The organism is Crenobacter cavernae (assembly GCF_003355495.1).
GTDB classification, from domain to species: domain Bacteria; phylum Pseudomonadota; class Gammaproteobacteria; order Burkholderiales; family Chromobacteriaceae; genus Crenobacter; species Crenobacter cavernae.
On the sequence record NZ_CP031337.1, the window covers coordinates 262,813 to 289,018 of the forward strand.

General features: G+C 66.1%; 23 protein-coding genes and 2 tRNA genes. 15 read left to right on the forward strand and 10 right to left on the reverse strand.

What is annotated here, in order from left to right:
* The first annotated feature begins 8 nt into the window (after positions 1-8).
* The 5 genes from flhA to DWG20_RS01165 are packed head-to-tail and all read left to right on the forward strand — an operon-like array spanning position 9 to position 6,060.
* Entirely contained in the window at positions 9-2,093 is a 2,085-nt protein-coding gene (gene flhA / locus DWG20_RS01145; protein WP_115432029.1) for a flagellar biosynthesis protein FlhA, read from the forward strand.
* 6 nt (positions 2,094-2,099) lie between these two features.
* Positions 2,100-3,620: a flagellar biosynthesis GTPase FlhF gene (gene flhF / locus DWG20_RS01150; RefSeq protein WP_115432030.1), complete on the forward strand. Its 1,521-nt coding sequence runs from the start codon at positions 2,100-2,102 to the stop codon at positions 3,618-3,620.
* Between the two features lie 46 nt (positions 3,621-3,666).
* Positions 3,667-4,524 carry a MinD/ParA family ATP-binding protein gene (locus tag DWG20_RS01155; protein ID WP_115432031.1) on the forward strand — a complete coding sequence of 286 codons (858 nt, stop codon included), beginning with the start codon at positions 3,667-3,669 and terminating at the stop codon, positions 4,522-4,524.
* 1 nt (position 4,525) lies between these two features.
* Positions 4,526-5,275 (forward strand): RNA polymerase sigma factor FliA, encoded by a 750-nt coding sequence (locus DWG20_RS01160; protein WP_115432032.1) that lies wholly within the window; start codon positions 4,526-4,528, stop codon positions 5,273-5,275.
* 35 nt (positions 5,276-5,310) lie between these two features.
* Positions 5,311-6,060 carry a flagellar motor protein gene (locus DWG20_RS01165; protein WP_115432033.1) on the forward strand — a complete coding sequence of 250 codons (750 nt, stop codon included), beginning with the start codon at positions 5,311-5,313 and terminating at the stop codon, positions 6,058-6,060.
* 74 nt (positions 6,061-6,134) lie between these two features.
* On the opposite strand, the gene DWG20_RS01170 is transcribed toward DWG20_RS01165, so the two are convergent.
* Together DWG20_RS01170 and DWG20_RS01175 are read right to left on the reverse strand one after the other, a co-directional pair.
* Positions 6,135-7,544 (reverse strand): 3'-5' exonuclease family protein, encoded by a 1,410-nt coding sequence (locus DWG20_RS01170; protein WP_115432034.1) that lies wholly within the window; start codon positions 7,542-7,544, stop codon positions 6,135-6,137.
* A 3-nt stretch (positions 7,545-7,547) separates the two neighbouring features.
* Entirely contained in the window at positions 7,548-8,831 is a 1,284-nt protein-coding gene (locus DWG20_RS01175) for a Y-family DNA polymerase (protein ID WP_115432035.1), read from the reverse strand.
* Between the two features lie 125 nt (positions 8,832-8,956).
* Between DWG20_RS01175 and DWG20_RS01180 the strand changes: the two genes are divergently transcribed.
* The 5 genes from DWG20_RS01180 to DWG20_RS01200 all read left to right on the forward strand — a co-directional run bounded on the left by DWG20_RS01180 (position 8,957) and on the right by DWG20_RS01200 (position 11,108).
* Positions 8,957-9,033: transfer RNA gene (locus DWG20_RS01180), tRNA-Arg, on the forward strand.
* 4 nt (positions 9,034-9,037) lie between these two features.
* Positions 9,038-9,112, forward strand: a tRNA-Glu gene (locus DWG20_RS01185).
* Positions 9,113-9,494: 382 nt separating this feature from the next.
* Positions 9,495-9,977 (forward strand): DUF3291 domain-containing protein, encoded by a 483-nt coding sequence (locus DWG20_RS01190; protein ID WP_115432036.1) that lies wholly within the window; start codon positions 9,495-9,497, stop codon positions 9,975-9,977.
* 144 nt (positions 9,978-10,121) lie between these two features.
* Entirely contained in the window at positions 10,122-10,541 is a 420-nt protein-coding gene (locus tag DWG20_RS01195) for a VOC family protein (protein WP_115432037.1), read from the forward strand.
* Positions 10,542-10,643: 102 nt separating this feature from the next.
* Positions 10,644-11,108, forward strand: coding sequence for a VOC family protein (locus tag DWG20_RS01200; protein ID WP_115432038.1), 465 nt, complete (start codon positions 10,644-10,646; stop codon positions 11,106-11,108).
* Between the two features lie 143 nt (positions 11,109-11,251).
* Here DWG20_RS01200 and DWG20_RS01205 read toward each other — a convergent pair whose 3' ends face one another.
* Positions 11,252-12,487 (reverse strand): DUF1615 domain-containing protein, encoded by a 1,236-nt coding sequence (locus tag DWG20_RS01205; RefSeq protein ID WP_115432039.1) that lies wholly within the window; start codon positions 12,485-12,487, stop codon positions 11,252-11,254.
* A 110-nt stretch (positions 12,488-12,597) separates the two neighbouring features.
* Here DWG20_RS01205 and DWG20_RS01210 point away from each other — a divergent pair, with 110 nt between their 5' ends.
* The 3 genes from DWG20_RS01210 to DWG20_RS01220 all read left to right on the forward strand — a co-directional run bounded on the left by DWG20_RS01210 (position 12,598) and on the right by DWG20_RS01220 (position 15,978).
* A complete protein-coding gene (locus tag DWG20_RS01210; protein ID WP_115432040.1) occupies positions 12,598-13,095 on the forward strand; it encodes an ABC transporter substrate-binding protein in 498 nt (165 codons plus the stop codon).
* Positions 13,096-13,193: 98 nt separating this feature from the next.
* On the forward strand, positions 13,194-15,416 hold the full coding sequence (locus DWG20_RS01215) for a YgiQ family radical SAM protein (protein WP_115432041.1): 2,223 nt from the start codon (positions 13,194-13,196) through the stop codon (positions 15,414-15,416).
* Positions 15,417-15,624: 208 nt separating this feature from the next.
* Positions 15,625-15,978, forward strand: coding sequence for a hypothetical protein (locus DWG20_RS01220; protein WP_115432042.1), 354 nt, complete (start codon positions 15,625-15,627; stop codon positions 15,976-15,978).
* A 143-nt stretch (positions 15,979-16,121) separates the two neighbouring features.
* Here the strand turns inward: DWG20_RS01220 and DWG20_RS01225 are convergent, their stop codons facing one another.
* Genes DWG20_RS01225 through DWG20_RS01235 form a run of 3 tightly spaced genes read right to left on the reverse strand, consistent with a single transcriptional unit; the run spans position 16,122 to position 18,635 of the window.
* The gene (locus tag DWG20_RS01225) at positions 16,122-16,904 is read right to left on the reverse strand and encodes a MetQ/NlpA family ABC transporter substrate-binding protein (protein WP_115432043.1); all 783 of its coding nucleotides are present in this window, start codon (positions 16,902-16,904) and stop codon (positions 16,122-16,124) included.
* A 52-nt stretch (positions 16,905-16,956) separates the two neighbouring features.
* A complete protein-coding gene (locus DWG20_RS01230) occupies positions 16,957-17,622 on the reverse strand; it encodes a methionine ABC transporter permease (RefSeq protein ID WP_115432044.1) in 666 nt (221 codons plus the stop codon).
* Entirely contained in the window at positions 17,622-18,635 is a 1,014-nt protein-coding gene (locus tag DWG20_RS01235) for a methionine ABC transporter ATP-binding protein (protein ID WP_115432045.1), read from the reverse strand. The genes DWG20_RS01230 and DWG20_RS01235 overlap by 1 nt, the downstream gene beginning before the upstream one ends.
* Positions 18,636-18,925: 290 nt before the next feature.
* On the opposite strand from DWG20_RS01235, the gene DWG20_RS16230 reads away from it, so the two are divergent.
* A complete protein-coding gene (locus tag DWG20_RS16230) occupies positions 18,926-19,129 on the forward strand; it encodes a hypothetical protein (protein WP_220271993.1) in 204 nt (67 codons plus the stop codon).
* Positions 19,084-19,593, forward strand: coding sequence for a Dph6-related ATP pyrophosphatase (locus DWG20_RS01240; protein ID WP_220271994.1), 510 nt, complete (start codon positions 19,084-19,086; stop codon positions 19,591-19,593). The genes DWG20_RS16230 and DWG20_RS01240 overlap by 46 nt, the downstream gene beginning before the upstream one ends.
* A 77-nt stretch (positions 19,594-19,670) precedes the next feature.
* On the opposite strand, the gene DWG20_RS01245 is transcribed toward DWG20_RS01240, so the two are convergent.
* The 4 genes from DWG20_RS01245 to DWG20_RS01260 form a co-directional block, all read right to left on the reverse strand.
* The gene (locus DWG20_RS01245; protein WP_115432046.1) at positions 19,671-20,372 is read right to left on the reverse strand and encodes a glutathione S-transferase family protein; all 702 of its coding nucleotides are present in this window, start codon (positions 20,370-20,372) and stop codon (positions 19,671-19,673) included.
* An 82-nt stretch (positions 20,373-20,454) separates the two neighbouring features.
* A complete protein-coding gene (locus tag DWG20_RS01250; RefSeq protein ID WP_181880947.1) occupies positions 20,455-23,100 on the reverse strand; it encodes an autotransporter family protein in 2,646 nt (881 codons plus the stop codon).
* A 297-nt stretch (positions 23,101-23,397) separates the two neighbouring features.
* Complete coding sequence (locus DWG20_RS01255) at positions 23,398-25,476, reverse strand: putative bifunctional diguanylate cyclase/phosphodiesterase (RefSeq protein ID WP_115432048.1); 2,079 nt, start codon at positions 25,474-25,476, stop codon at positions 23,398-23,400.
* A 30-nt stretch (positions 25,477-25,506) separates the two neighbouring features.
* On the reverse strand, positions 25,507-26,043 hold the full coding sequence (locus tag DWG20_RS01260) for a heme NO-binding domain-containing protein (protein WP_115432049.1): 537 nt from the start codon (positions 26,041-26,043) through the stop codon (positions 25,507-25,509).
* Between the last annotated feature and the right edge of the window lie 163 nt (positions 26,044-26,206).

The window sequence follows — 26,206 nt, forward strand, 5'->3', positions numbered from 1 at the left end:
ACCGATAAATGGATAAACTCCGCGATTTTTTCAAGACGTTCAACCTGACCCGCCTCGCGGGCCCGGTGCTCATCTTGTTGATCCTGTCGATGATGGTGCTGCCGCTGCCGCCCGTCCTGCTCGACATCTTCTTCACCTTCAATATCGCGGTGTCGGTGATCGTTCTGCTCGTCGGCATCAATGTGCGCGCGCCGCTCGAGTTCTCGGCGTTTCCGGCGGTGCTGCTCGTCACCACGCTGCTCAGGCTGTCGCTGAACGTCGCGAGCTCGCGGATCATCCTGCTCGAGGGCCACACCGGCCCGGCGGCCGCCGGCCACGTGATCGAATCGTTCGCGACCTTCCTCGTCGGCGGCAACGTCGCGATCGGCGTCGTCGTGTTCGTCATCCTCACCATCATCAACTTCGTCGTGATCACCAAGGGCGCCGGCCGCATCGCCGAGGTGTCCGCGCGCTTCACGCTCGACGCGATGCCCGGCAAGCAGATGGCGATCGACGCCGACCTCAACGCCGGCCTGATCGGCGAGGACGAGGCGCGAAAGCGCCGCTCGACCATCACCGAGGAGGCCGGCTTCTTCGGCGCGATGGACGGTGCGTCCAAGTTCGTCCGCGGCGACGCGATGGCCGGCATCATGATCATGCTGATCAACATCGTCGGCGGCCTGATCGTCGGCGTGCTCCAGCACGACCTGCCGGCCGGCGAGGCCGCGCACACCTATACGCTGTTGACCATCGGCGACGGCCTCGTCGCGCAGATCCCGGCACTGATCATCTCGACCGCCGCCGGCATCGTCGTGTCGCGCGTCGGCACCGAGAAAGACATGTCCGAACAGTTGCTCGGCCAACTGTTCATGAAGCCGCAGGTGCTGTACATCACCGCGGTGGTGATCGGCCTGATCGGCCTGATCCCGAACATGCCGCACTTCGCCTTCCTCCTGATCGCGAGCCTGTTGGCCGGCCTCGCGTGGTGGATGGAAAAGCGCGAGGCGCGCACGGCCGCCGACGAGGTCGCGCGCCAGACCGAGGCGCCGCCGGCGCTCGAAACGCCAATGGCCGAGGTCAGCTGGAACGACGTGCAGCCGGTCGACCCGCTCGGGCTCGAGGTCGGCTACCGGCTGATCCCGCTGGTCGACCGCGGCCAGGACGGCGAACTGTTGCGCCGCATCCGCGGCATCAGAAAGAAGATCGCGCAGGAGCTCGGCTTCCTCGTGCCGGCGGTGCACATCCGCGACAACCTCGAGATCAAGCCGAACGCCTACCGGATCCTGTTGAAGGGCGTCGAGGTCGGCAAGGGCGAGGCGTATATCGGCCAGTTCCTCGCGATCAACCCGGGGCGCGTGTCGGGCGAGGTTCAGGGCGTGCCGACCACCGACCCGGCGTTCGGCCTGCCGGCGCTGTGGATCGACGCGGCCCAGCGCGACGAGGCGCAGACGCTCGGCTACACCGTGGTCGACGCGTCGACCGTCGTCGCCACCCACCTGTCGAACCTGCTGCAGAGCCACTCGGCCGAGCTCCTGGGCCGCGAGGAGGTGCAGGCGCTGATCGACCACCAGGCGAAGGAATCGCCTAAGCTGATCGAAGACCTGGTGCCGAAGGTGGTCAACGTCGGCACGCTGCAGAAGGTGCTGCAGCAGTTGCTGACCGACGGCATCCACATCCGCGACTTCCGCACCATCGTAGAAACCCTGGCCGACCACGTCGGCACGACGCAGGACATCGACGAGCTGACCGGCACGGTGCGCGCCGCGCTGTCGCGCGCGATCGCGCAGCAGCTGTTCCCCGGCGAGGTCGAGCTGCCGCTGATGACGCTCGACCCGATGCTCGAGAACGTGCTGATGCAGGCGGTGCAGTCGAAGGCCGGCGGCGGGCTCGAGCCGGGGCTGGCCGAGAACCTGCTGTCGAGCGCCGCGCAGGAAGCGGAGCAGGTCGAGGCGCAGGGCTACGCGCCGGTGCTGTTGACGCCGCCGGGCTTAAGGCCGTTGCTTGCGCGTTTTCTGCGACGCGCACTGCCACAATTGAGGGTCATTTCGCATAACGAGATCCCCGACAGCAAATCCATTCGTATAATTGCCGTGATAGGCGGAAGCAAGGGCTAATCGGTCATGGTGGTCAAAAAGTATTTCGGTAAAACCACGCGCGATGCGCTGCGCCAGGTCCGCGAGGAACTGGGCGCCGATGCCCTCATCCTGTCCAACCGGCCGACGGTCGGCGGCGGCGTCGAGATCATGGCGGTCGCCGACGCCGACGTCGCCGCGCTCGCGACCACGCTGTCGACCAACAGCCGCCACCCGGCGCGCAATACCCATGGCAGCGCTCTGCGCGCGGCACCGGCCGCGCCCGCAGCCGGCGGCAACGCGCTGAACCGCGCGATCGCGCGCACTTATGCGATGCCGGTCGAAGGGCTCTCGTCTCCCGCGCAGCCCCAGTTTCAAGCGACAAAGCCGGCCGCGACGCCCATCGTCCCGAACGATCCGCAGCCAGCCGAACGCCCGCCCGAACGCTCCATGCTCCCGTTCAGCGACCACCTCGGCTCGCCCGCCGGCACGCCGCGCCAACCGGCTGCGAACCGGCGCGAAGAGCCGGAAGCCGCACCGCGGCCGGTGATCGCCCCCGAACCGGTCCCGCACGCGGCGGCCCCGGCGCCCGAGCCTGCCGCTCTGCGCCAAGACGCCGCGTCGTCCGAAGACATCCGCCAGATCGGCGACGAGATCAAGCTCTTGCGCAGCATCCTGCAGAGCCAGCTGGCGACCTTCGCGTGGAACCACCTCGAAGACCGCTCGCCGAACCGTGCCGAGCTGTTCCGCAGCCTCTTGTCGTCCGGCCTGTCCTCGGCGCTGATCCGCCAGCTGATCGCCAAGATGCCCGGCCAGTACGAGGGCGAGGTCGCGAGCAAATGGGCGCGCTCGGCGCTGACGCACAACCTCAAGTGCGCCGAGGCCGACCGCGAACTCCTGGACCAGGGCGGCATCTTCGCGCTGGTCGGCCCGACCGGCGTCGGCAAGACGACGACGGTGGCCAAGCTCGCCGCGCGCGCGGTGATGAAGTTCGGTCCGCAGCACGTCGCGCTCGTCACCACCGACGGCTACCGGATCGGCGCACAGGACCAATTGCGCATCTACGGCAAGATTCTCGGCGTGCCGGTCTACGCGGTGCAGAACGAGGCCGAACTGGAATTGACCTTGGCCGACCTCGCCGGCCGCCACATCGTCTTTGTCGACACCGTCGGCATGGGCCAGCGCGACGCGCGCGTGGTGCAGCAGGCGGCGATGTTCGCCGCCGCCGGCCGCCCGGTCGAGCGCATCCTGCTCCTGGCGGCCAACGCCGACGGCCACACGCTCGAAGACGTCGTGCGCCACTACCGCGGCGTCGGCCTGGCCGGCTGCATCCTGTCCAAGATCGACGAATCGGTGTCGCTCGGCCCGGCGCTCGACGCGGTGATCCGCAACCGGCTGCGCCTGTTCTACGTGACCAACGGCCAGCGCGTTCCCGAAGACCTGCATCTGGCGAGCGCAAGCTATTTGATCGACCGCGCGCTGAAGGCGCCGCAACTGCCGGCCTCGCCGTTCGAGATGCAAGCCAACGAAATGGCCATCATGAACGCCGCGCAGGCGGGTTGGCTGTAATGCCCATGCCCGGCAACATGCAGGACCGCGTTAGGATGAGGGGATAATGCAGGATCAAGCCGCCAGCCTTCGCCGTCTTTCGCACCGTCCCTTGCGGGCGCCCAGCTTCGCCTTTGTCGGCGCGCCCGGTAGCGGCGTGAGCACGCTCGCGATGGAACTCGCGGTCGCGAGCGGCTATGCGGGCACCCGTGTGCTGCTCGCCGACTGCCAGGGCGGCCAGCAACTCGCGCGCCGTCTCGGCGTGCCGTCGACCGCGACGCTCGAAACGCAGAGGGTCAGCGAAAGCGGCCTCGCGGCGATGAGCACCGGCTCGCGCCACGGCGTCGAGCTGATCAACCTGTTCGCCCGCCCCGAAGACCGCCAGTTGTTCTCGCCGCAACTGTGGCTCAAGCTCACCGGCGAGTTCGCCTCGCTCGAGCGCGACGCCGACGCGCTGATCGTCGACTGCCCTTCCCCTTCGCTCGACCCCGTCCCCGCCGGCGTCGCCGACAACTTGGTGCTGGTACTGACGCCGTCCGCCGACTCGCTGACCGCCGCCTACGCGGCGATCAAGCGGCTGTCGCAGGAAGCCGGCCGTGCGTCGTTCAACGTGCTGGTGAACCGGGCGCAAACCTTGGCCGAGGCCCGCGCGCTGTTCACGCGGCTGTCCGCCGTGGTCGGCGAATTCTTGGCGGTGTCGCTGCGCTGGCTCGGCTTCGTTCCCGACGACAACCTCGTCCGCCGCAGCCAGAGCCTCAGGCGCCCGCTGACCGAAGCGTTTCCCGACAGCGAAGCCGCGCAGGCCTTCGCGCAGCTGGCCGCCGTGCTGCCGCACTGGCACGCGCCCGAAGCGGGCCGCGCCGACGCCGGCTACCTCGATCTCTTGATCGCCGCCTCGCGCGACTGGTCCCCGAGCGGAGTCTGACATGGCCCATTACGCCGCCAACAGCCGCCATCTCGCCTACGCCCAGCACGCGCCGGCGCCCGAGATCGACGTGACCGACTACGCGCCGCTGGTGAAGAAACTCGCCGGCATGATGATGGCGCGGCTGCCCGCGTCGGTCGACGTCAACGACCTGATCCAGGTCGGCGTGATCGGCCTGATCGAGGCGGCGCGTCAGTACGACGCGAGCCAGGGCGTCGCTTTCGAGACCTTCGCCAGCCAGCGCATCCGCGGCGCGATGCTCGACGAACTGCGCCGCGAAGACTGGCTGCCGCGCCAGGCGCGCCGCCAGTCACGCCAGATCGAACAGGCGATCGCGCGCCTCGAACAGACGCTCGGCCGGCCGCCGCTCGAATCCGAGATCGCCGACGCGCTCGAAGTCCCGCTCGACGACTACCAGACGATGCTGCACGACTGCCGCGGCGTGTCTCTGGTCCACTTCGGCGACTTCGCCGGCGACGATGGCGACGCGCTCGACGCGGTGTCCAACGTCGCCGACGACAACGCGCACGACCCGCTCGCCGCGCTGTCCGAACTCGGCTTTCGCGAGGGCCTCGTCGACGCGATCAAGGCGCTTCCCGAACGCGATCAGCTGGTGATGGCGCTCTATTACGAGCAGGATCTGAACCTCAAGGAAATCGGCGCGGTGCTCGGCGTTTCCGAGTCGCGCGTCAGCCAGCTGCACAGCCAGGCGGTCGCCCGCCTGCGCGCGAAGCTGAAAGACTGGCTGTAGCCCCAGCCCTCTTCCGCAAAAAAACGGACGTCTCATTGGACAAGATCAGCCTCATCGCCGTCATCGGCGGCCTCTCCGTCATCCTCGCAGGACAAGCGCTCGAGGGGGGGCATATCGGTTCGCTGTTGCAGCTGACCGCCTTCATGATCGTCATCGGCGGCACCGCCAGCGCGGTGATGCTGCAATCGACGCCGAAACAGTTCGTCGCCGGCGTGAAGATGCTGCGCTGGGTGTTCCAGCCGCCCGACTTCGACCACGAAAGAGTGATCCGCGACATCGTCAACTGGAGCCAGGCCGCGCGCCGCGGCGGCTTTCTTGCGCTAGAGGGCGCCATCGCCGCACAGAAGGACCCGTTCACCAAGAAGACGCTGCAGATGCTGGTCGACGGCACCGAGCCCGATACGCTGCGCGCGGTGATGGACGTCGAGATCGCGATGTTTGAACACGCGCGCCGCCAGTCGGCCAAGATCTGGGAGTCGGCCGGCGGCTACGCGCCGACGATGGGTATCCTCGGCGCGGTGCTCGGCCTGATCCACGTGATGGAGAACCTGTCCGACCCGACCAAGCTCGGCTCGGGCATCGCCGTCGCCTTCGTCGCGACCGTCTACGGCGTCGGCTCGGCCAACCTCTTGTTCCTGCCGATCGCGACCAAGCTGAAGAACCTGGTCGCCGCCGAGGTGGCGACAAAGGAGTTGATCGTCGAGGGACTGGTGGCGATCGCCAACGGCGAAAACCCGCGGCTGATCGAGACGCGGCTGCGCGGCTTTCTCGCGATGCACGACTGAGGCTTTAACACCTGTAAAAGACAAAGGTTGGCCGAGCCCGGCCAACCTTTGTCTTTAATGGCGAAGCGAAACGCCTACACCGGCTCGGTATCGAGCAGGCGCAGTTCGGTGTGGTCCGGGGTTTTCTTCAACAGGCCGCCCAACAACTTGTAGGTGTCCAGATCGAACGACGGCTTGCCTTCGAGCGGACCGCTCATGTCGCGGCGCGAGCCGAGGTAGCACCAGCGGTCGAACACGTGCTCGGCGATATCGCCCGACACCGCGTCGGTCTCGACCACCGCGACCGGGCCGGGAAACGGCCAGCTCTGCACGCGCAGCCGCGACAAGGCCATCATCAGCCGCGCGTTGTGGTTGTCGATCGGCTCGCGGCCCATGCACGCGCCGCGGCAGCGGCCGAGCGGCCACGCGTAGCACGGCCGTCCCTTCTTCGGCGTCGGCTTCTCGATGCCGAGCGTGGTCTGACACAGACCCTGCGCGGCCGCGAGGTCGGTGAGCGCCTTCTTCGCCTCGCGCTGCGTGCGGAACAGGCCGAACAGATCATGAGAGCGCGAGAAGTCGACGTCGTCGGCAAACACGATCTCGGGGCGCAGCACGCCGTCGTCGCTCTTTTCCAGCCGGATCGAGCACAGCTCGGGGCTCGGCCGACCTTTCACATTGTGCAGCGGCTGCAGCCGCTTGATCAGCTGCAATTCGGCCAGCATCGCGCCGAACTCGCCGACCGTTTCCACCCAGTCGATGCGCTTCACCTCGCGCGCGATGCGCGCCTCCTTCGGGTGCCTGGTATCGCCCGAGAAGTACGACAGCACGCGGCTCCTGAGATTCGCTCCCTTGCCGACGAAAAGCGGCACGTCGTCGTCGCCGTAGAACAGGTAGACGCCGGGCACGTCGGGCAGCGCGTCGACCACGTCCGGGTCGATGCCTTCGGGCACCGCCGGGCGCGCCAGCACCTCGGCGACCGCGTCGGCCATCGTCGCTTCGCCGAGTTCGCCCTTCGCCTTCTGCAGGAACAGCCACACCGCCTCGGCGTCGGCGAGCGCGCGGTGGCGCGCGGCCAGCTCGATGCCGTGGCGTTCGATCAGGCTGTCGAGGTTGTGCTTGTAATACTGCGGGTAGAGCTTGCGCGACAGCTTGACGCTGCACAGCACCTCGGTCTGGAAGCGGATGCCGGCGCGCTTGAACGCATTTTTCAAAAAACCATAGTCGAAGCGCGCGTTGTGCGCGATGAACAGGCGGCCGGCGAGTTTCTCGGCCAGCTCCTCGGCCAGGGTATCGAACGCCGGCGCGTGCGCGACCATCGCGTCCGAGATGCCGGTCATCTTTTCGATGAACGGCGGGATGGCCTTGCCCGGCTGGACCAGCGTCGAGAAGCGCTCGACGCGGTCGCCGTCGACGAGGATGACGCCGATTTCGGTGATGCGGTCGCGGGTGATGTGCCCGCCGGTGGTTTCCAGGTCGACGATCGCGCAGGGTCGGTCAAACAGCATGTATCAGTTCGCTTTCACGATGGGGAGTTCGTCTTTGTGGGTGGTGTAGCGCGGCGACACGTTGTCGCGCCTACCCTTCCAGGGTTGGGCGACGCCTTCGGACGCCCACTTGAGCTTGCCGCGGCCGAATTTCTGGTTGATCGCGTCGACGGCCGCCATCAGGCGCTCGCCGCGCGCGTCGGCGTCGGCGCGGCCGACGAACAGGTCGTCCTGCGCGTGCTCTGCGTCGGAGAGCTCCAGCGCACACACGCCGACCTTGGCGTAGCGTACGTGACGCCGGTACAGGCGCGCCACCGCGTCGCGCGCCGCCGCGATCAGCCGCCGGCTGTCGTTAGACACCGGCAACAGGCCGACGGTGGTCGAGTCGCGCACGTAAGGTTCTGACGCGTGCGGGCTCGAGCGTATCGTCACCTGCAGGAAACCCGCGTGCGAGCGCTGCGTACGCAGCTTTTCGGCAACCTGCGCCGCGTGCATCGCCGCCGCCTCCTGAAGCTCGGCCAAGGCCGTGACCTTGCGGCCGAAGGAACGCGACGACAGGATCATCTTCTTCCTCGGCGCGACGTCGTCGATGTCGAGGCAGGCGACGCCCGACAGCTCGTCGGCGAGGCGCGCCATCACGACGCTGAAACGGCGGCGCAAGAAGTCGCGGTCGGTGCGCACGAGCGCCGCGGCGTCGGCGATACCGACCAGCCGCAGCCGCGTGCCGAGGCGGCGGTTGATGCCCCAGACCTCCTCGACCGCGAGCTCGGCCAAGCTCGCGTCGCGCTCGGCGGCCGACAGGTCCATGAAGCTGAACACGCTGCTTAAGCTCGGGTCGCCCTTGGCGATGCGGTTGGCGGTCTTGGCCAGCGTCTTGGTCGGGCCGATGCCGACGCAGACCGGCAGCCCCAGCCCGCGCAGCACGTCGTCGCGGATGCGCCGCGCCAGCGCCACCGGGTCGGCTTCGCCGGTCACGTCGAGGAAGCACTCGTCGACCGAATACACCTCGTGCGAACGCGCGTAGTGCGCCAAGAGCGCCATCACCCGGTTCGACATGTCGCCGTACAGCGTGTAGTTGGACGACATCACCACCGCGCCGAGGCGCTTGAGCCGCTCGCGCACCTCGAACAGCGGCGCGCCCATCGGCACGCCGGCGCGGCGGGCCTCGGCCGAACGCGAGATCACGCAACCGTCGTTGTTCGACAGCACGACCAGCGGCCGGCCGGCGAGACTCGGATCGAACACCGTCTCGCACGACGCGAAGAAGTTGTTGCAATCGACCTGCAGAAAACAGCGTTGCGTGTTCACGATGCGTCCTCAATCCAAGGCGGCGCCCGCCCTTTTCCGCATTTTACTGCAAAGGCGCTTGACACGGCGAAAAGCGCCCATTATGATTCGCCTCCTCGTTGCAGCACAAACCGCGACGGGACCGTGCACCCGTAGCTCAGTTGGATAGAGTATCTGGCTACGAACCAGAGGGTCGGGCGTTCGAATCGCTCCGGGTGCACCACCAAGTCCCTATAGTTTAGCGGTTAGAACACCGCCCTTTCACGGCGGTAGCCGGGGTTCGATTCCCCGTGGGGACGCCAGATTCAACAAAAAAGCCAGCGCATGCGCTGGCTTTTTTGCGTCCGAGAAACGGCGATCATTCCTTGCCGCGCCTCGCCTGCGGTTCAGACCTTCCTGAACTCCCCGCAGCCTGTTCCCCGTACGTCAAGCCGCCGATGCGGCCTCAACGCCCACCGCAACTCTTTTGTCATATCGCTATATGTGGCAAGCTAGCCAACCACATAGGGGGCGACGGGGCACTGCTGTTCTGCAGCCACTCACGCAGAGTGAACGGGGCGATCCATGCCATCTATCCCGTGCCGCGCGTGCAGTCAATGCCAAGAAGGCATACTCCCATCGATCGAGCGGAGCCCCCACGGCAGCGGCTCCACTCCCACATTCAGACGAACCCAGAGAGCGGCAATGGAAGACAGATTTCAACTGGCGCAAGTCAATATCGCCAGGGCAAAAGCCCCACTTGACCATCCGATCATGAAAGGCTTCGTCGATCGGCTGGATCACATCAATGCGCTTGCCGAGCAGAGTCCGGGCTTCGTGTGGCGCCTGCAGACCGAGGTAGGCGATGCGACGGCCATCAAAGCCTTCGAGGATCAGCTCATCATCGTCAACCTGTCGGTCTGGGACTCGTTCGAATCGCTGAAAAGCTATGTTTACACCGGCGAGCACGTGACCCTGATAAAAAACAAAAAGAGCTGGTTCGATCCATTAAACGCCCCCTCGCTCGCCTTATGGTGGATATCCGAAGGCCACATCCCGACCGTCGAGTCGGCAAAGGCAAGGCTTGAAGCCTTGCAAGAAAAAGGCTCAACGCCCGAAGCCTTCACCTTCGCCAAGCCCTACCCGGCACCGAATCAAGATACGGCACCGCGTGTACGACTCGCCTGACCCGGACAGCCAGCCGCCTTCGTCCTTAGGCGTCGCCCCCTAAAACCTCGGCCAACGTTGGCCGAGGCAAGACGCCGCCGCCGTCCTATCTTTGTAATCGACCCCGCCCTTTCAACGCCTCATGAAGACCGCAAGGAGACCGCCATGGAAAACGACTTTCCCAGCCTGATCTCGCACGTATCGATCGGCACCAACGACTTCGACCGAGCGACGCGCTTTTACGACGCGGCGCTCGCGCCGCTCGGCTGCAAGCGCGTGATGGAACACCCCGGCGCGGTCGCCTACGGGCGGCTTTACCCGGAATTCTGGGTGCAGGTGCCGATCGACGGTGCGCCGGCGAGTCGCGGCAACGGCTCGCACTTCGGTTTTCTCGCACGCTCGCGCGCCGAGGTCGACGCGTTCTACCAGGCGGCGCTCGCAGCCGGCGGCGTCGGCGACGGCGCACCGGGGCCGCGCCCGCACTACGGCGCGCCCTACTACGGCGGCTTCGTGCGCGACCCTGACGGCCACAAGATCGAGGCCTGCTTCTGGGACGCCGCGCTCGACGAAACCGCCGACGCCTGACGCTGGCGGACCGCAGGACGATGGTCTATTGCTTAGAAGTCCGGGGCGCCGGCCGCGACTCCGCCCGCCCCTATCCGATCTCGCCCGCAAAGGAGCTTCGCCATGGCCGTCAAACCGGTTCCGGACGGTTACCACACCGTCACCCCCTACCTCGCGATCCTGAACGCCGCCGCAGCGATCGACTTCTACAAGCAGGCGTTTGGCGCCGTAGAGGCGATGCGCGTCGACGCGCCCGGCGGCAAGGTCGGGCACGCCGAGCTGAGGATAGGCGACTCGGCGGTGATGCTCGCCGACGAATGCCCCGACATGGGCTTTCGCAGCCCGCAGACGCTGGGCGGCCCCGGCATGACGCTGATGCTCTACGTCGACGACGTCGACGCGTGGTTCGCGCGCGCGCTCGATGCCGGCGCCAAGACGCTGCGCCCCTTGCAGGACCAGTTCTACGGCGACCGCAGCGGCACGCTCGAAGACCCGTTCGGCCACGTGTGGACGCTGGCGACGCATATCGAGGATCTCAGTTTCGAGGAAATCACCGAGCGCGCCGCGAAGTTCATGGTGAAAAGCTGACGCCTCAGCGCCGGAAAACCCCGCGCTTCAGCTGCCGCGACCGGACGACGAACGGGCAGACGAGCGAGGGGGCTCGCCCAGAAAAAAGCTCGGCCAACCTTGAACAGGGTTGGCCGAGCTTTTTTTGGCGAACGACGCGGCGTTTACTGGCGCGCGAGGCAGCGCCGGTAACGCCCGTCGACCCTTTCGGCGAACCACTGCGTCGTCAGCTTGCGCGTGATCTTCGGGCTCTTCAGGTCGATCTGCGGCATCGCCTCGCGCGCCACGCGGCGGCCGGCGGCCTGGTCGGCGAGCGCGAACACCTTCTTGTACAGCTCGCTCTGGCCGAAGACCGCGCTCTTCTCGAGCTTCAGGTCGCGCAGCATCGCGTTGTCGCTCATGCCGACGCGGCGCGACGCGTTGGACAGCGCGCTATAGGTCTCGCTGCCGGCCGGCGCGCCGCCCTGGTAGCTCAACAGATCGCCGTCATATGCGAGGCGGCGGCCGGTGATCTCGCGCACCGCGGCCTGGAAGGCGGCGTTGCGGCTCGAATAGCGGCCGGCGTTGAAGTCGGCGAAGCGGTAGACCATCTGCGAGTACGGCGCCGGGTAGTGCAGCAGGTTGGCGATGCCGAAGTAGAGGCCGCCCTGCCGCGTGAACACCTCGTTCCGCCAGCTGCCGCGCTTGCTGTACGGGTAGGGCCAGGCGTGCGCGTGGCCTTCGGCGAATTCGACGCTGACCTGCATCGGCCCACCGGTGCGGATCGGGTTCTTGCCGGCCGGCAGGCCGAGGCGGCCCGATTCGGCGGCCATGTCCTCGTACAGCGCGTTCATTTCCTTCTCGGTGCGCAGCCCATCGATGCGCTCCTTGTAACTCCTGCCGTTCGGCGACGTCTTCATCAGCGCCGTCTTCACCGCGACCATCGGCAGGTGGTAGCGGTCGGCCTTTTCCTCGATCTTGCCCCACACGATCTTCGGCAGACCCGGCACCGACGGGTCGGCCTGCCAGCTCGACTCCTGCTCGATCACCGCGATCGCCGCGCAGAAGTTTTCCGGGCTGTACGGCAGTTTCAGGCCGGTGAAGGCGTCGAGAATGTCTTCGGTCCAGCCCTTGCGGTCGGCGATGCCGGTCGGCATCAGCCTGGCGAGCAGCGCCCGGCCTTCGCTCTGGCTGGTATAGAGGTAGATCTTGCGCGGCGGCGTGACGACGGGCGTGGCAGGCGGCATCACCGTCGGCGTCGTCGGCATCACGATGTCGCCGCTCGGCGGGTAGAGCGGCGTCTGCGATTCGACGCCGGGGACCATAGCCGGAGCCATTTGGGGGGCGACCGGGGGGGTGGTGCAGCCGGCGGCGAGCGCGGCGGCGGCAAGCGGCAGGCAGAAACGGCGGGCCAGGGTCATGACGGCTTTCGGGCAAAATACGATGGCCGCTATTGTAGGGCAGGCGGCCGCTTTGCACACCGGCGACGCCGCAGCCTGCGGGTTGTCCGCGCTTGTCCGGACAGCCCGGCGTGTACTACTCGCAGCCGCTGCTCCATTACCGCAACCGCGCCATTTCGCTGGCGTCGTCCCGGCTGACGCTGCGCACGCCGGCCGACCTCGCGCCCTACCGCGTCGCCGCCTTCCAGAACGCACGCGGCCTCTTCGGCCGCGAATACGCCGAGACGATGGCCGAGCACCCGGCTTACCGCGAGCACGCCGACCAGTCGCTGCTGGGCCCGCTGCTCTACCGCGGTCGCGTCGACGTCGTGATCGGCGACGTCGACATCTTCGCGGCCTTCGACGCCCGCGCGTTGACCGGGCGCTGCGACGTGCCGGCGCTGGCGGTGGCCGACATCCTGCCGCCGTCGCCGCGCCACGCCGGCTTCGCGCGTGCAGAGGACCGCGACGCCTTCGACAAGGCGCTCACCGAGCTTGCCGCCCGCGGCGAAATCGAACGCCTGCGTCGGCGCTTCAAGCCGCGCGCCCCGGTCCGCACCCGCCTGTCCGACTGCGAACGCGCACCCTGATCAAAAAGCCAGGCCAAGCCGATGAAAGCAAAGCTTTTTTCGTGATCATGGCGGCCGAATCTGGCACAATGCGCGTCTTGCCGAAAATCCCCCCCGCCATGAACACGCAACTGTCCGACGTCAAAGCTATCTTTTCCTACCGCAAGTTCTGGGCGCAGCGCTTCGGCACCGCCCCGTTCCTGCCGATGAGCCGCACCGAAATGGACGAGCTCGGCTGGGATTCCTGCGACATCATCCTCGTGTCCGGCGACGCCTACATCGACCACCCGAGCTTCGGCATGGCGCTGGTGGGGCGGCTGTTGGAATCGCAGGGCTTCCGTGTCGGCATCATCGCGCAGCCCGACTGGCAGTCGGCCGACGCGTTCCGCGAGCTCGGCAAACCGAACCTGTTCTTCGGCGTAACCGCCGGCAACATGGATTCGATGATCAACCGCTATACGGCGGACAAGAAGCCGCGCTCGGACGACGCCTACACCCCCGGTGGGGAGCCTAACAAGCGTCCCGACCGCGCGGTGACGGTGTACGCGCAGCGCTGCCGCGAGGCCTACCCCGGCGTCGGCGTGATGATAGGCAGCATCGAGGCCAGCTTGCGCCGCATCGCGCACTACGACTACTGGAGCGACAAGGTCCGCCCGTCGGTGCTGATCAACTCGAAGGCCGACATCCTTCTTTACGGCAACGCCGAACGCGCGCTGGTAGAACTCGCGCACCGCGTCGCCGGCGGCGAGAAACTGTCCGAAATCCACGACGTGCGCGGCACCGCCTTCATCGTGCCGCACGGCTGGCGTCCTAACGACGAGTGGGAGGAGATGGATTCGACCACCGTCGACGTCCCCGGCCGCGTCGACGCGCACCCTGACCCGTACGCGATGAGCCCGGCCGACAACGCGCCGAAAGACGCCGAACCGGCGCCTGTGGTCCAGACTATCAAGTTCATGAACGTGCACGAGCGGGTCGCGATCCGCCGCGCCCAGCGCGCGAAGACCGTGGTGCGCATTCCGGCCTTCGAGGCGGTCGCCTACGACCCGGTGCTGTACGCGCACGCCAGCCGCACGCTGCACCTCGAGTCGAACCCCGGCAACGCGCGCGCGCTGGTGCAGCTGCACGGCGACCGCGATGTGTGGCTGACGCCGCCGCCGATCCCGCTGACGACCGAAGAGATGGACTTCGTGTTCGGCCAACCGTACGCGCGCAACCCCCATCCTTCGTACGGCAAGGCGCACATCCCGGCGTGGGAGATGATCAGGTACTCGGTCAACATCATGCGCGGCTGTTTCGGCGGCTGTACCTTCTGCTCGATCACCGAGCACGAGGGGCGCATCATCCAGAGCCGCTCGGAAGAGTCGATCCTCAAGGAGATCGAGGAAATCCGCGACAAGACCGACGGTTTCACCGGCCATATCTCCGACCTCGGCGGCCCGACGGCGAACATGTATCGCCTGTCGTGCAAGGACCCGAAGATCGAGAAGTCGTGCCGCAAGCTGTCGTGCGTCTACCCGGACATCTGCGAGAACCTGAACACCGACCACAGCTCGCTGATCCAGCTCTACCGCAAGGCGCGCGCGATCCCCGGCGTGAAGAAGATCAACATCCAGTCGGGTCTGCGTTATGACCTGGCGGTGAAGTCGCCCGAGTACGTGAAGGAACTGGTGACGCACCACGTCGGCGGCTATCTGAAGATCGCGCCCGAGCACACCGAGGAGGGCCCGCTGTCCAAGATGATGAAGCCGGGCATGGGCGCGTACGACAAGTTCAAGGAGATGTTCGAGCGCTTCTCGAAGCAGGCGGGCAAGGAACAGTATTTGATCCCCTACTTCATCGCCGCGCACCCGGGCACGACCGACGAGGACATGCTGAATTTGGCTTTATGGCTGAAGAAGAACAACTTCCGCCTCGACCAGGTGCAGACCTTCATGCCGACGCCGATGGCGATGGCGACGACGATGTGGCACACGCGCCGCAACCCGCTGAAGAAGCTCGCGCGCTCGTCCGAGAAGGTCGACGTCGTGCGCGACGGCTACCGCAGGAAACTGCACAAGGCCTTCCTGCGCTACCACCATCCGGACAACTGGCAGATCCTGTACGACGCGCTGTTGAACATGGGCCGCCGCGACCTGATCGGCTATGGCAAGCAGCACCTGATCGCGCCGACGCCGCCAGGCAGCGGCCGCGATCGGCCGGGCCAGCGCTTCAACGTCGCGCGCACCGCGCACCATCCGACGCAGCGCTTCCAGGACGCGCCGCCGGCCCCGCGCGGCAAGCCTGCGGCCAAGACGGGCGGAAAGCCCGCCGCGCGCGGCAAGCCGTCCGGGCGTCGTTAAGCCTCGGCCAACGTTGCATCAAAAACAGGCACCCGCGGGTGCCTGTTTTTTTTTATATGCGCACGCCGGGATGCCGCCGCCGATACGGCACCGCCGCGATGGATCCCCCCGCAGCGTCTCTTAACACTTGCCCCGCCAACGCACATAGATGGGCAAAACCTCGCACCTATGCTGGACACATCGTCACCGCTCCGGTAAGGAGACCACCATGAAAAGACTGTTCATCGCCCTCGTCGCCCTCGGTTGCGCGCTGCCGGCCTTCGCCCAGCCCGATGCTTACTACTCGGCGCGTCCGCTCGAAAGGCGCATCGACCAGGGGGTGCGCGCGGGCCAGCTGAACCGCCATGAGGCCTTCCGTCTGACCCAGATGGTGCGCGACTACCAGCGCCAGCGTCGCGACTACCTCGCCGACGGCCGCCTCTCCGGCTGGGAACGCGACCGCCTGCAGCGCCGCTACGACGAGCTGTCGCACCGAATCCGGAGCGCGCGCCACGACCGTCAACGCGACCGCCCCTACCACCGTCCTCACGACGGGGACCCCTCTCGCCCCATGCCCTACTGATTTCCCTGGCGCAAACTGATGGTTTCTCCACTCCATCGAGCTTTCGGGCCGCTTCGTGCAGCCCGTGCCCGTCGCGCGCGCAGGACACAAAAAAACAGGCGTACCGGACGCCTGTTTCATCGAGTCGCGACCTTGGCCGACGCTCAGAACGCCGGGACGATCGCCCCCTGGTACTTGGTCGCCAGGAATTTTTTCACGTCCGGGCTGTTCAGCGCCTTCGCGAGCTTCTGCATCGCCGCGCTGTTCTTGTTGTCCGGACGCGCGACCAGCAAGTTCGCGTACGGCGACTGCTTGCCCTCGATGAAGAGCGCGTCCTTGGTCGGAACCAGCTTGGCCTCGAGCGCGTAGTTGGTGTTGATCAGCGCCAGGTCGACCTGGTCTAGCACGCGCGGCAGCGTCGCCGCTTCGAGTTCGCGGATCTTCAGCTTCTTCGGGTTGGCCGAGATGTCGCGCGAGGTCGCGAGCAGGTTCTTCGGGTCCTTCAGCTTGATCAGGCCGTTGCTCTGCAACAGCAAGAGCGCGCGCGCGCCGTTCGAAGGGTCGTTCGGGATCGCGACGGTCGCGCCGTTCGCCAGCTGCGCCTTGGCCTTGATCTTCTTCGAGTAGGCGCCGAACGGCTCGACGTGGACGGCGGTCACCGGCACGAGGCGGGTCTTCTTGGCCTTGTTGAATTCGTCGAGGTAGGGCTTGTGCTGGAAGAAGTTGGCGTCCAGGCGCTTCTCGGCGACCTGCACGTTCGGCTGCACGTAGTCGGTAAACACCTTCACCTCGAGGTCGACGCCCTCTTTGGCGAGCGCCGGCTTGATGTGTTCGAGGATCTCGGCGTGCGGCACCGGGCTGGCGGCCACCACCAGTTTTTCACCGGCGTGGGCGAAGCCGGTCGCGGCGGCGGTCGACAGGGCGAAGGCGATCAGCGTCTTTTTCATGGTCTGCATCCTTATGGAAGGGCAAGGCTCACAACATCGTTGGGGTGAAAACTTATTTGCGCGACACGCGCGTGACCAGCCAGTCGCCGAGCATCTGCAGCAACTGCACCATCACGATCAGGATCACGACGGTGATGATCATCACCTCGGTCTGGAAGCGCTGGTAGCCGTAGCGTATCGCCAGGTCGCCGAGGCCGCCGCCGCCGATCACGCCCGACATCGCGGTGTACGACACCAGCGTGATCGCGGTGACGGTGATCGCCGCGACGAGGCCCGGGCGCGACTCGGGCAGCAGCACCTTCGAGACGATCTGCCAGCGCGTCGCGCCGAGCGATTGCACCGCCTCGATCACGCCGCGGTCGACCTCGCGCAGCGCGGTCTCGACCAGCCGCGCGAAGAACGGCGTCGCGCCGACGACGAGCGGTGGGATCGAGCCTTCGACACCGAGCGAGGTGCCGACCAGCCACGCGGTCAGCGGAATCATCACGACGAGCAGGATCAGGAACGGCAAGGAACGCAGTACGTTGGCGACGAAGGACAGCGCCTTGTTCAGCAGGCCGTTCTGCAACAGCTGGCGGCGCGACGTCAGGAACAGCAGCACGCCCAGCGGCAGGCCGAACAACACGGTGAAAAACAGCGACCAGCCGAGCATGCGCAAGGTGTCCCACGTCGCGATGCCGATCTCGGTCCAGTCGAGCAGGTTCCAATCGAGTTCCATCAACGCAACACCTCCACCACCACATCACGCGCGGCCAGCCCTTCGCGGGCCTCGGCCAACCTTGACGCCTCGCCATGCCATTCGACCACCAGCTGGCCGTACGGCAGGTCCTTCAGGCGCGACACCGTGCCCTGCAACAGGCTGAACGACAGCCCGTAGCGGCTGGCGGTATCGAACAGGATCGGTTCGTGGGTGGTCGCGCCGACGAAGGTCAGCCGCCATACCGCGCCGGTCGCGCTGGCCAAGAGGCCCGAGTCTTCGAGCTCGTCGGCGTGCGACAGTTCGGCAACCATGCTCTGCGTCGCCGGGTGCTGCGGGTGCAGGAAGACGTCGGACACCGCGCCGATCTCGACGATGGCGCCGGCGTCGATCACCGCGACGCGGTCGGCGATGCGGCGGATCACGCCCATCTCGTGCGTGATCAGCACGACGGTCAGCTCGAGCTTTCTATTGATGTCGGCGATCAGGTCGAGGATGGCCTGTGTCGTCTGCGGGTCGAGCGCGCTGGTCGCCTCGTCGCACAACAAGAGCTTGGGCCGGTTGGCGAGCGCACGCGCGATGCCGACGCGCTGCTTCTGCCCGCCCGAGAGTTGGCTCGGGTACTTGTCGCGGTGCTCCCTTAGCCCGACGAGTTCGAGCAGCTCGGCGACGCGCGCGTCCTGTTCGGCGCGGCTGCCGCTGGCGGTCAACTCGAGCGGCAGGCGCACGTTCTGGGCGACGGTGCGCGAACTCAATAGGTTGAAGTGCTGGAACACCATGCCGATCTGTTGGCGCACGCCGCGCAGCGCGGCGTCGGACAGGCCGGAAATGTCGTGGCCGTCGACGAAGATGCGGCCGGAGTCCGGGCGCTCGAGCAGGTTGAGCATGCGGATCAGCGTGCTCTTGCCGGCGCCCGAGCGACCGATGATGCCGAACACCTCGCCGGCCGGCACCTCGAGCGAGATGCCGTCAAGCGCCGGCACGGCGCGACCGTCGACGACGAAGGTTTTTTGCAGATTTTCTAGGCGTATCACGTGGGTAACCGTGTTTTTGAAGCGCTTGTTCGGGTGCGGGGTACGCAGGGGACGAATGTTACCGTCTGGGCCATAGTCAGTAAACGAATAATAAATATTGTATATATTCCGTTTTTCGCTATATGACGCCGACGGTTGGAAACGCCACGCTATATAAGCGTCGGCTTATGCCATACGCTGCAGATCCGTCCGCCCATAAATGCATAAGCCATTAAAGTACACGAAGTGCCCCCGGCTCGGCCAACGTTGGCCGAGCCGCCCGCCCGACGGCAACTGCTATAAAGCCCGCCATGAAAACCCTGCTCAGCTGGAGTAGCGGCAAGGACAGCGCCTGGGCGCTCTTCGTGCTGCGCGAAACGATGCCCGACTACGACGTGGTCGGCCTGTTCTGTACCGTCAACGCCGAATACGACCGCGTCGCGATGCACGCGCCGCGCCGCGCCGCGCCTTGCTCGAAGCGCAGGCCAAGGCCGCCGGCCTGCCGCTACACGTGATCCTGATCCCCAACCCGTGCAGCCACGAACAGTACGCCGAGGTGATGGCCGACTTCGTCGCCGGCGCTAAGGCCGACGGAATCTGCTGCATGGCCTTCGGCGACCTGTTCCTCGAAGACGTTCGCCGCTACCGCGAGGAAAAGCTCGCCGGCAGCGGCATCGAAGCGGTGTTTCCGCTGTGGGGCAGCGACACGCGCGAACTCGCGGCCGAGATGCTAGAAGCCGGCGTAGAGACCTACGTCTGCTGCGCGAACCCGAAACAGGTGCCGGCCGAGATCGCAGGCCAGCGCTGGGACGCCGACTTGATCGCCACGCTGCCGGACGAGGCCGACGTGTGCGGCGAGAACGGCGAGTTCCACACCGTGGTCGCCTACAGCCCCTGCTTCGCCTACCCGCTCAAGGTCGAAGTGAACGAGGTGGTCGAGCGCGGTGGCTATCTGTTCGCCGACGTCTTGCTGAAATGAAAAAAGCGGCGCCAGAGCGCCGCTTGTCCTCCTCTCGCCTCCAGTCAACTGCCCCGCCAGGCGGCGCAACCCGCCGTTCACTCCGCCGGATAGAAGCGCGCGCGCATCCGTTCTACGTAGGCGACGAGATTCGCGTGGCGCGCGACCCGTTCGATCAGCGGCGTCTGGAAGACCGGGCACGCGATACCTATCACGAAGGCATACACCGTCGCGTCGGTGCCGCATGGCGTGTCGCCGAGCAGGAAGGGCTTGTCGCCGAGGATGGCAGCGACCGCGTCGATGTCGCGTGCCGCGAACTCGGTGATCTCGGCGTCGCTGTGCCGGCCCATGCCCTGCGCCTTCAGCAGCTTTTTCACCCTCCCGCGGATCACGCGTTTGACGAAAGGCCTCACCAGCGCCGGCGCGCGTTTGAAAAAGACCGCCGGGCCACTCTCGAAGTTGGCGTCGTCGACCCAGCGCACGTGCGCCAGCGCGAAGTACAGGTGCTCTTCGAGCATCTTCTCGACCGACCACGCGAGCGCGCGCTCGCGCTCGTCGTAGCCTGTGTCGAAGTCGATGCGATACTTTCGTTCCAGATGCCAGCGGATCAGCGTCGAATCGGCGACGCGTACGCCGTCGTCGTCGATATACGGCAGCTTGCCCTTGGGCGCGCGCGAAAAACCGTGCGTGTCGGTGCGATAGGGCTGGCCGGACAGCTTCAACAGCAGCTCGGCCTTGGTCACGAAGGGGCTGGGGTCGGGCAGCCCGAAGGCCGGGCCGAAGGTGTAGAGGGTGATCATGGTCGCTCCATATTATGACGACGGGCCACCCATTATTCATGGCACGCGCAAGGCGAGTATCAAGTCGGGTCCCATGCCGGCACTACCACAGCACCCGCACACCGACGTTGCCGCCGAAGCTTGAGCGGTCGGCGCCGTCGACCGACTGACCAACCTCGATCGACCCGTATAAGCTCACGCGCTTCGTCATCTGCTGCGTCAGCCCCGCGCCGAATTCTGCCCAGGTACTGCGCCGTTCGGTGACGATGTCATCGCTGCCGAACCTCGTCCTGTCGCTGCCGCCCAGGCTGTGCCAGAGGTTGGCCTTGAAGTAGGGCGACACCGCCGCCGCCCCCTCGTCCGGACGCGACAACTTCACGCCGACGCGGCCGGTCCAGCCATCGCCGACGTCGTAGCCTATGGTCGAGAACGGGTCGGAAGTGTCGTCGAAACGGTTTTTCTGCCAGATCAGCTGCGCCTGCGGCTCGATCGCCAGATCGTCCGAGACCCGGAACGGCCGCCCCGCTTCTACCGATGCCGTCAGCCCCCTCCCTTTGACGTCGGTGCGCACGCTATCGCCGCGCGAGCGCGTCTCGCCGTCGAACCAGCTGCCCATCAGCACCGTGTCGACGTAGCCCGAATCCTGCCACAGGTGGGTCCAGTAGCCGGCGAGGCCGTAGCCGTCGACCGACACGCTGCCGACCGGCTTGTCCTCGCGCCCCAGCGCGTAGCCTTTCACGCTGCCGTGTGCGCGGGCAACCGATACGAATACGCCCAGCCGGTCGGCGTTATCGCGACCGACCAGCGCATCACCGCCGGCCTGGACGCCCGCCAGTTCGCCGTCGAACGACGGCGACACCGTGCCTTGCCAACGGCTCTCCAGGCTCTGGCCGAACACCCTTCCCCAGCCGCGCGAGGTCCGCTCGCCCTGTTCGCGCAGCAAGGCTTGCGCGCCCATGCGCTGATGGAAGGTGCCGAGCATTGACATGCCGACCAGACGCGTCACCTCCGGCACAGCCGCCTGCAGCGCGGCCTCGGGGCGGTACAGCAGGACGGGAGCGCCACCGGCCGGCGGCGCGGAAGGCAGCGCCGAGACGTCGGTCGGCGGCAGCGCGTTGAGCGCGGCGCTATCCGTGGCAGGGGCAACCGGCGCGGCGGGCGGCTCCGACCCCGGCGTCAGCGACGAGCGCAGATACCAGTTTTCTGCGCCGCCCTCGCCGCCCTTGAAAAGCAGGTACTCGTAGGCGCCCGCCGCCACCGCCGTCGCGAGGCCGAAGCGGCCGCCACCGCCCGCGCCGTTGACGGCCTCGACCACCAGGATGCCGTCCCGCTGCGTCGCGGCGCCGGCGCCGCCGAGATTCTGTACGACGATGCCGGTCGTGCCCGAAAGCGTGCCGCCCGACACGATCAGCCGGTCGGATGGCGCACCGTCGCCGTCGAGCCGGCTCTGTACGATGAGCCGGCCGCCGGCGCCGGCGTAATGGCCCGCCACCGTCAGCGAGTCCGAGACGCTCGCGCCATGCCGCGCCAGGTCTATCGTGCCGGCGTTGTTCAGCGTCGCCAGCTGCCCGGCGCCCAGAGGCCGCACGGCCGCTGCGCCCTGCACGCTCAGCACGGCGCCGTTCTCTACGTTGAGCGTGCCGGTGCCGCTTGCCGCGTCGCCGAGCTGCAGCGTCGATCCGAGCAAGCGCAGATCGGTGGCGCCGCGCAGCGTGGCCGTTTCCCAGTTCACCCATTGTCCTGGCGCGTCGGCGACGGTGTCCCCGAGCAGCAGCGTGTCGCTGCCCAGGCCGCCGTCGATGAGCGGCGACGCGGCAAGGCTCGCCGGCGTGTGTCTTGCCAGCGTCGCCGTGTCGTTGCCTGTGCCGAGGCTGACCGTGCCGCCCAGCGTGCCCGCCGTGTCCCAGACGAAACGATCGGCGCCCGATCCGGTGACGAACTGGCCGGCGATCGCGCCGCCCGATATCCGCGCCGTATTGTCGCCGCTGCCCAGATCGACCATCCCGCCTATCGTGCCGCCGCTCAGCTCGAACAGGTCGCGCCCCTGTTCTGCATTCACCTTGCCGTCGATCTGGCCGCCCGACATCCGCATCTCATTGTCGGCCTGCTTCAGGTCGACCGAGCCTATCCGTCCGCCGGTCATCGTGAAGAAGTCGCCGTCGTTGAAGGCGCCGATAATGCGCCCGCCGGAGACGAGCGCGGTATCGAGGCCGCCGCCCTGGTCGAGAGAAACGATCGCGCCGCCAGTCAGTGTGAGGCTGTCCCGGCCGTCTCCCTGCTCGACGTGGCCCTCGATGCTTCCGCCGCTCACCTCGAGCGCATCGTTGCCCGAGCCGAACAGAATGGCGACGCCGCCGCTGCCGCGCAGCGTGCCGGCGTTGCTCACGCTGCTGTTGCCGTTGCCGAAGGTGATCGCCGTCGCGCCCTCTATGGTCGCGCCCGCCGCGTTGTTGACGACGCCCGCCCCGGCGAACGCGACGCCGGTCTGCGCGGACAGGATCGATCCGAAGCTATTCAGCTGCCAGACGGCAGAGGTGTCGCCCGACAGCGCGTCGACCGCCGCGGGCCGCGTCTCTATCGTAGAGCCGGCCGCCAGACTGAACGGATTGCCTCCGGGAAAGTCCTGAAAACGCAGCGCAGAAGTCGAACTGGGCAGCACCGTTGCGGCCTGCGCCGGCAACACGCAACCGGCAAACGCGCTGCCCACCACCAGGGTCAGCTCGGCAACGGCGAATCCTCTTCCCTGCATATTCATTCCCTTCGGTTTATCGTCGAACGGGCCTTGGCCGCTCGAGCGATCCTATTTATTAGGAATGATTATGCTAACGAAATATATTCAAAACGAGTAACTTGATGGCGACGTCGCCCGAAAGGAAGAAAACCGATCTTGATCAAGGCGGCTGACGACGCTGCTGTTCGCCGACTGAAAGGGCAAGGCGCGAAGCGCGTAAGAGATCAAGCTCCATCGAACTGGGGGTGATCCACATCCAAGGCTTACCGTCATGACGCTCTAGTGTGCGGGAAGGCCGTGGCGACCATGCCGCTCCTACTGCTCAGAAAGCCGCGGACAAAAGGCTGGATACGCGGCACATTCGGCGCTATCCAGCCTCCTTGTCCGGCCGTCTTGGTGCAGCTGCTGGCGCAAGGCTGCCTCGGCGTCCGCCACGCCAAGCGGCTTAAAGAAGAAATAGCCCTGCGCATACTCGCAGTTCAGGCGTTTGAGGTAGATCACCTCTTCGATCGTTTCCGTTCCCTCGGCCACCACCTCCATGTTCAGCGTGCGGGCGAGCGTCACGATCGCTTCGAGAATGCGTAGATTCTCCGAGCTCTTTTCCAGTCCGCTGACAAACGAGCGGTCAATCTTGAGCGTGTCGATCGGCAAGCGGCTCAGATAGCTGAGCGAGGAATAGCCGGTGCCAAAATCGTCGAGGCTCAGTTGGATGCCCATGGCCTTGAGTTCGAACAACAAGCGAGCGGTATGCTCCGGGTCGCTCATCGCCATGCTCTCGGTCAGTTCCAGCTTCAGGCTGCTCGGCACGACCGCGGTTTTCCGCAATATCCGTTTGACCTGCTCGATGAACCCCGGCTGGCTCAACTGGCTTGCAGACAGGTTCACGCTCATCGTCAGAGGCGGGTCCGTCAGGAACGCCTGCTGCCAGCGCTGCGCTTGCAGGCAAGCCTCTTCCAGCACCCACTGCCCGATGGGCAAAATCAGCCCCGTTTCTTCCGCGGTGGGAAGAAACTCCATCGGCGAGACGCAACCCTTGCTTGGATGCTCCCACCGCAGCAGCGCCTCGAAACCCCGGATTTTCCCATCCAGCAACGAGACGATGGGCTGGTAGCAGAGCCGGAACTCCCGGCGCCTGAGCGCGTCACGCAACTCCGAATCGAGCCGCAGGTGAGCCACGGCTTGTTCGCCCATCCGCTGATCGAACACTTCCCAGCGCGCGCGACCACCCGCCTTGGCCCGATACATGGCGATATCGGCGTCACGCAGGATTTCCTGGACTTCGTCATAGCCGGGCGTGCTTAAGGCGATGCCGATGCTCGCGGTGGTGAACACCTGCTGGCCCGATAGCACAAACGGTGCGGCCAGTGCACGCTGAATGCGTTCGGCGACGAGGATAGGGACGCTGGCATCCTGGATATCTTCAAGGATGATGGTGAACTCGTCCCCGCCCAGACGGGCCACCACGCCTTGAGATGGCAGCGCGACGCACTCGTCGATCGGACGAACGACGCTATCGCTGCGCCGCAGACTGGCGGAAAGCCGCTGCGCCACCTCGATAATCAGCCGGTCCCCCGCGGGATGGCCCAGGCTGTCGTTCACGACCTTGAAGCGGTCCAAGTCGAGGAACAGGACGGCGAATTGGTAGCCGCGGCATTGTTTTGAGTGGTTCAGAACCGACTGCAGCCGTTCGAAAAACAGCGCGCGGTTCGGCAGCAGGGTAAGCGGGTCGTGGAATGCGGCGTGGGTCAGATGGTCTTTGGCGCGTTGGCGCTCTATCACCCGGCCAAGCTGGGAGCCGACCAGCCTCATGATCCGCAACATCCTCTCGTCGGGTGCGGTCACCTCGTCGGCAAAGAACTCAAGGATGGCAACGAGGTGTAAGCCCACCCACACCGGAAAGCCAATAGCCGCCTTCAGGCCAGCTTGCCAGGCCGCCTCGCATCGCGGGAAGTCCGAATCTTGCGTGATATCGGAGATCCATGCGGGTTCACCGCTCGCCAGAATGCGTCCGGGCAGCCCCTGCCCCGGAGCAATGGAGCAGGCTGACGTCGCGGCGCGAAACCCGGCGAAACGTTCAGCATCGGCGCAATGCCACACCTGCGACGATATCAGGTTACACGCCGAGTCCGTCGCCGGAGGCACCGTGTAATAAACATGCCCCACCGGCCATTGCGTGTACTGGCAAACCAGCTGCACGGCCAAGTACATGGTTTCCTCGACGCTGCCTGCCGCATTGGTGACTGCGGCAATCGCCTCGAGTAGCTGAATGTCCTGTTGCCGCTGATAATAGAGTTCGCGCAGGCCCCGTTCGGCTATCGCCTCGGCTTCCAGGCGAGCCTTGTGCTCCCGCTCCCATCGTCGTCTCAAGAGCGCCGGATCGATTTCAGCCACCATGCTTCCCCCAAAACGCCCACGGACTATCGGTCAGATGAATCGAATGCGCGACACGCATCGCTCGTCACCGCGATGCATGCATTGTGGGTGCTCGTACGCGATCCCTTCATGAAAGTGATCTGCCGCCCCCTCGATGAAGCCATGCGCCAAGGCGCACAGCTTTCTCTCAGACCGGTACCCCATGACCAGCACCTCGGGCGAACTGGCATCGAAATCGAACACCGGGGTGGTGGCGCCGGGATAAAGCTTGCGCACCTCGGGGTGGATGATGCTGTTCAAGGTCAGCACGAAATCGCGCGCCGACTTATGAAGAACAAAAAAAGGCGGATATTTGCTCGCCAGCAACGGGATGGCGTTGCGGCCGAACCAGCGCAGGACCTCGTGGGGTGGCACGGCCAATAGCGTCGACGCCGCGGCGACCAGTTTCGTCAATTCTTCATCGTGGTAGCTGCCTAGCGAGGTATAGGCCCCGTCGGCCTTGGCCGCGTCCAGCAGGGCATCCCATGTGTTTTCGCCATGTTCGCGGCGAATCAGCTCTTCCAGTAGGTTAAAGACGATTCCCTTCATGCTCTACCCCTTGTCCGAGGTATTGAACGTTCACCTGCCTGCTGCGCTTGTGCTAGGGGCCCCACTGGCATGCATATACACTTTTTTCGCACGCCATATGAAACATATTGCATATTAGCCTGCAACCCGCAAGAAACGACTGAGACGAGTCGCCCCACCCACC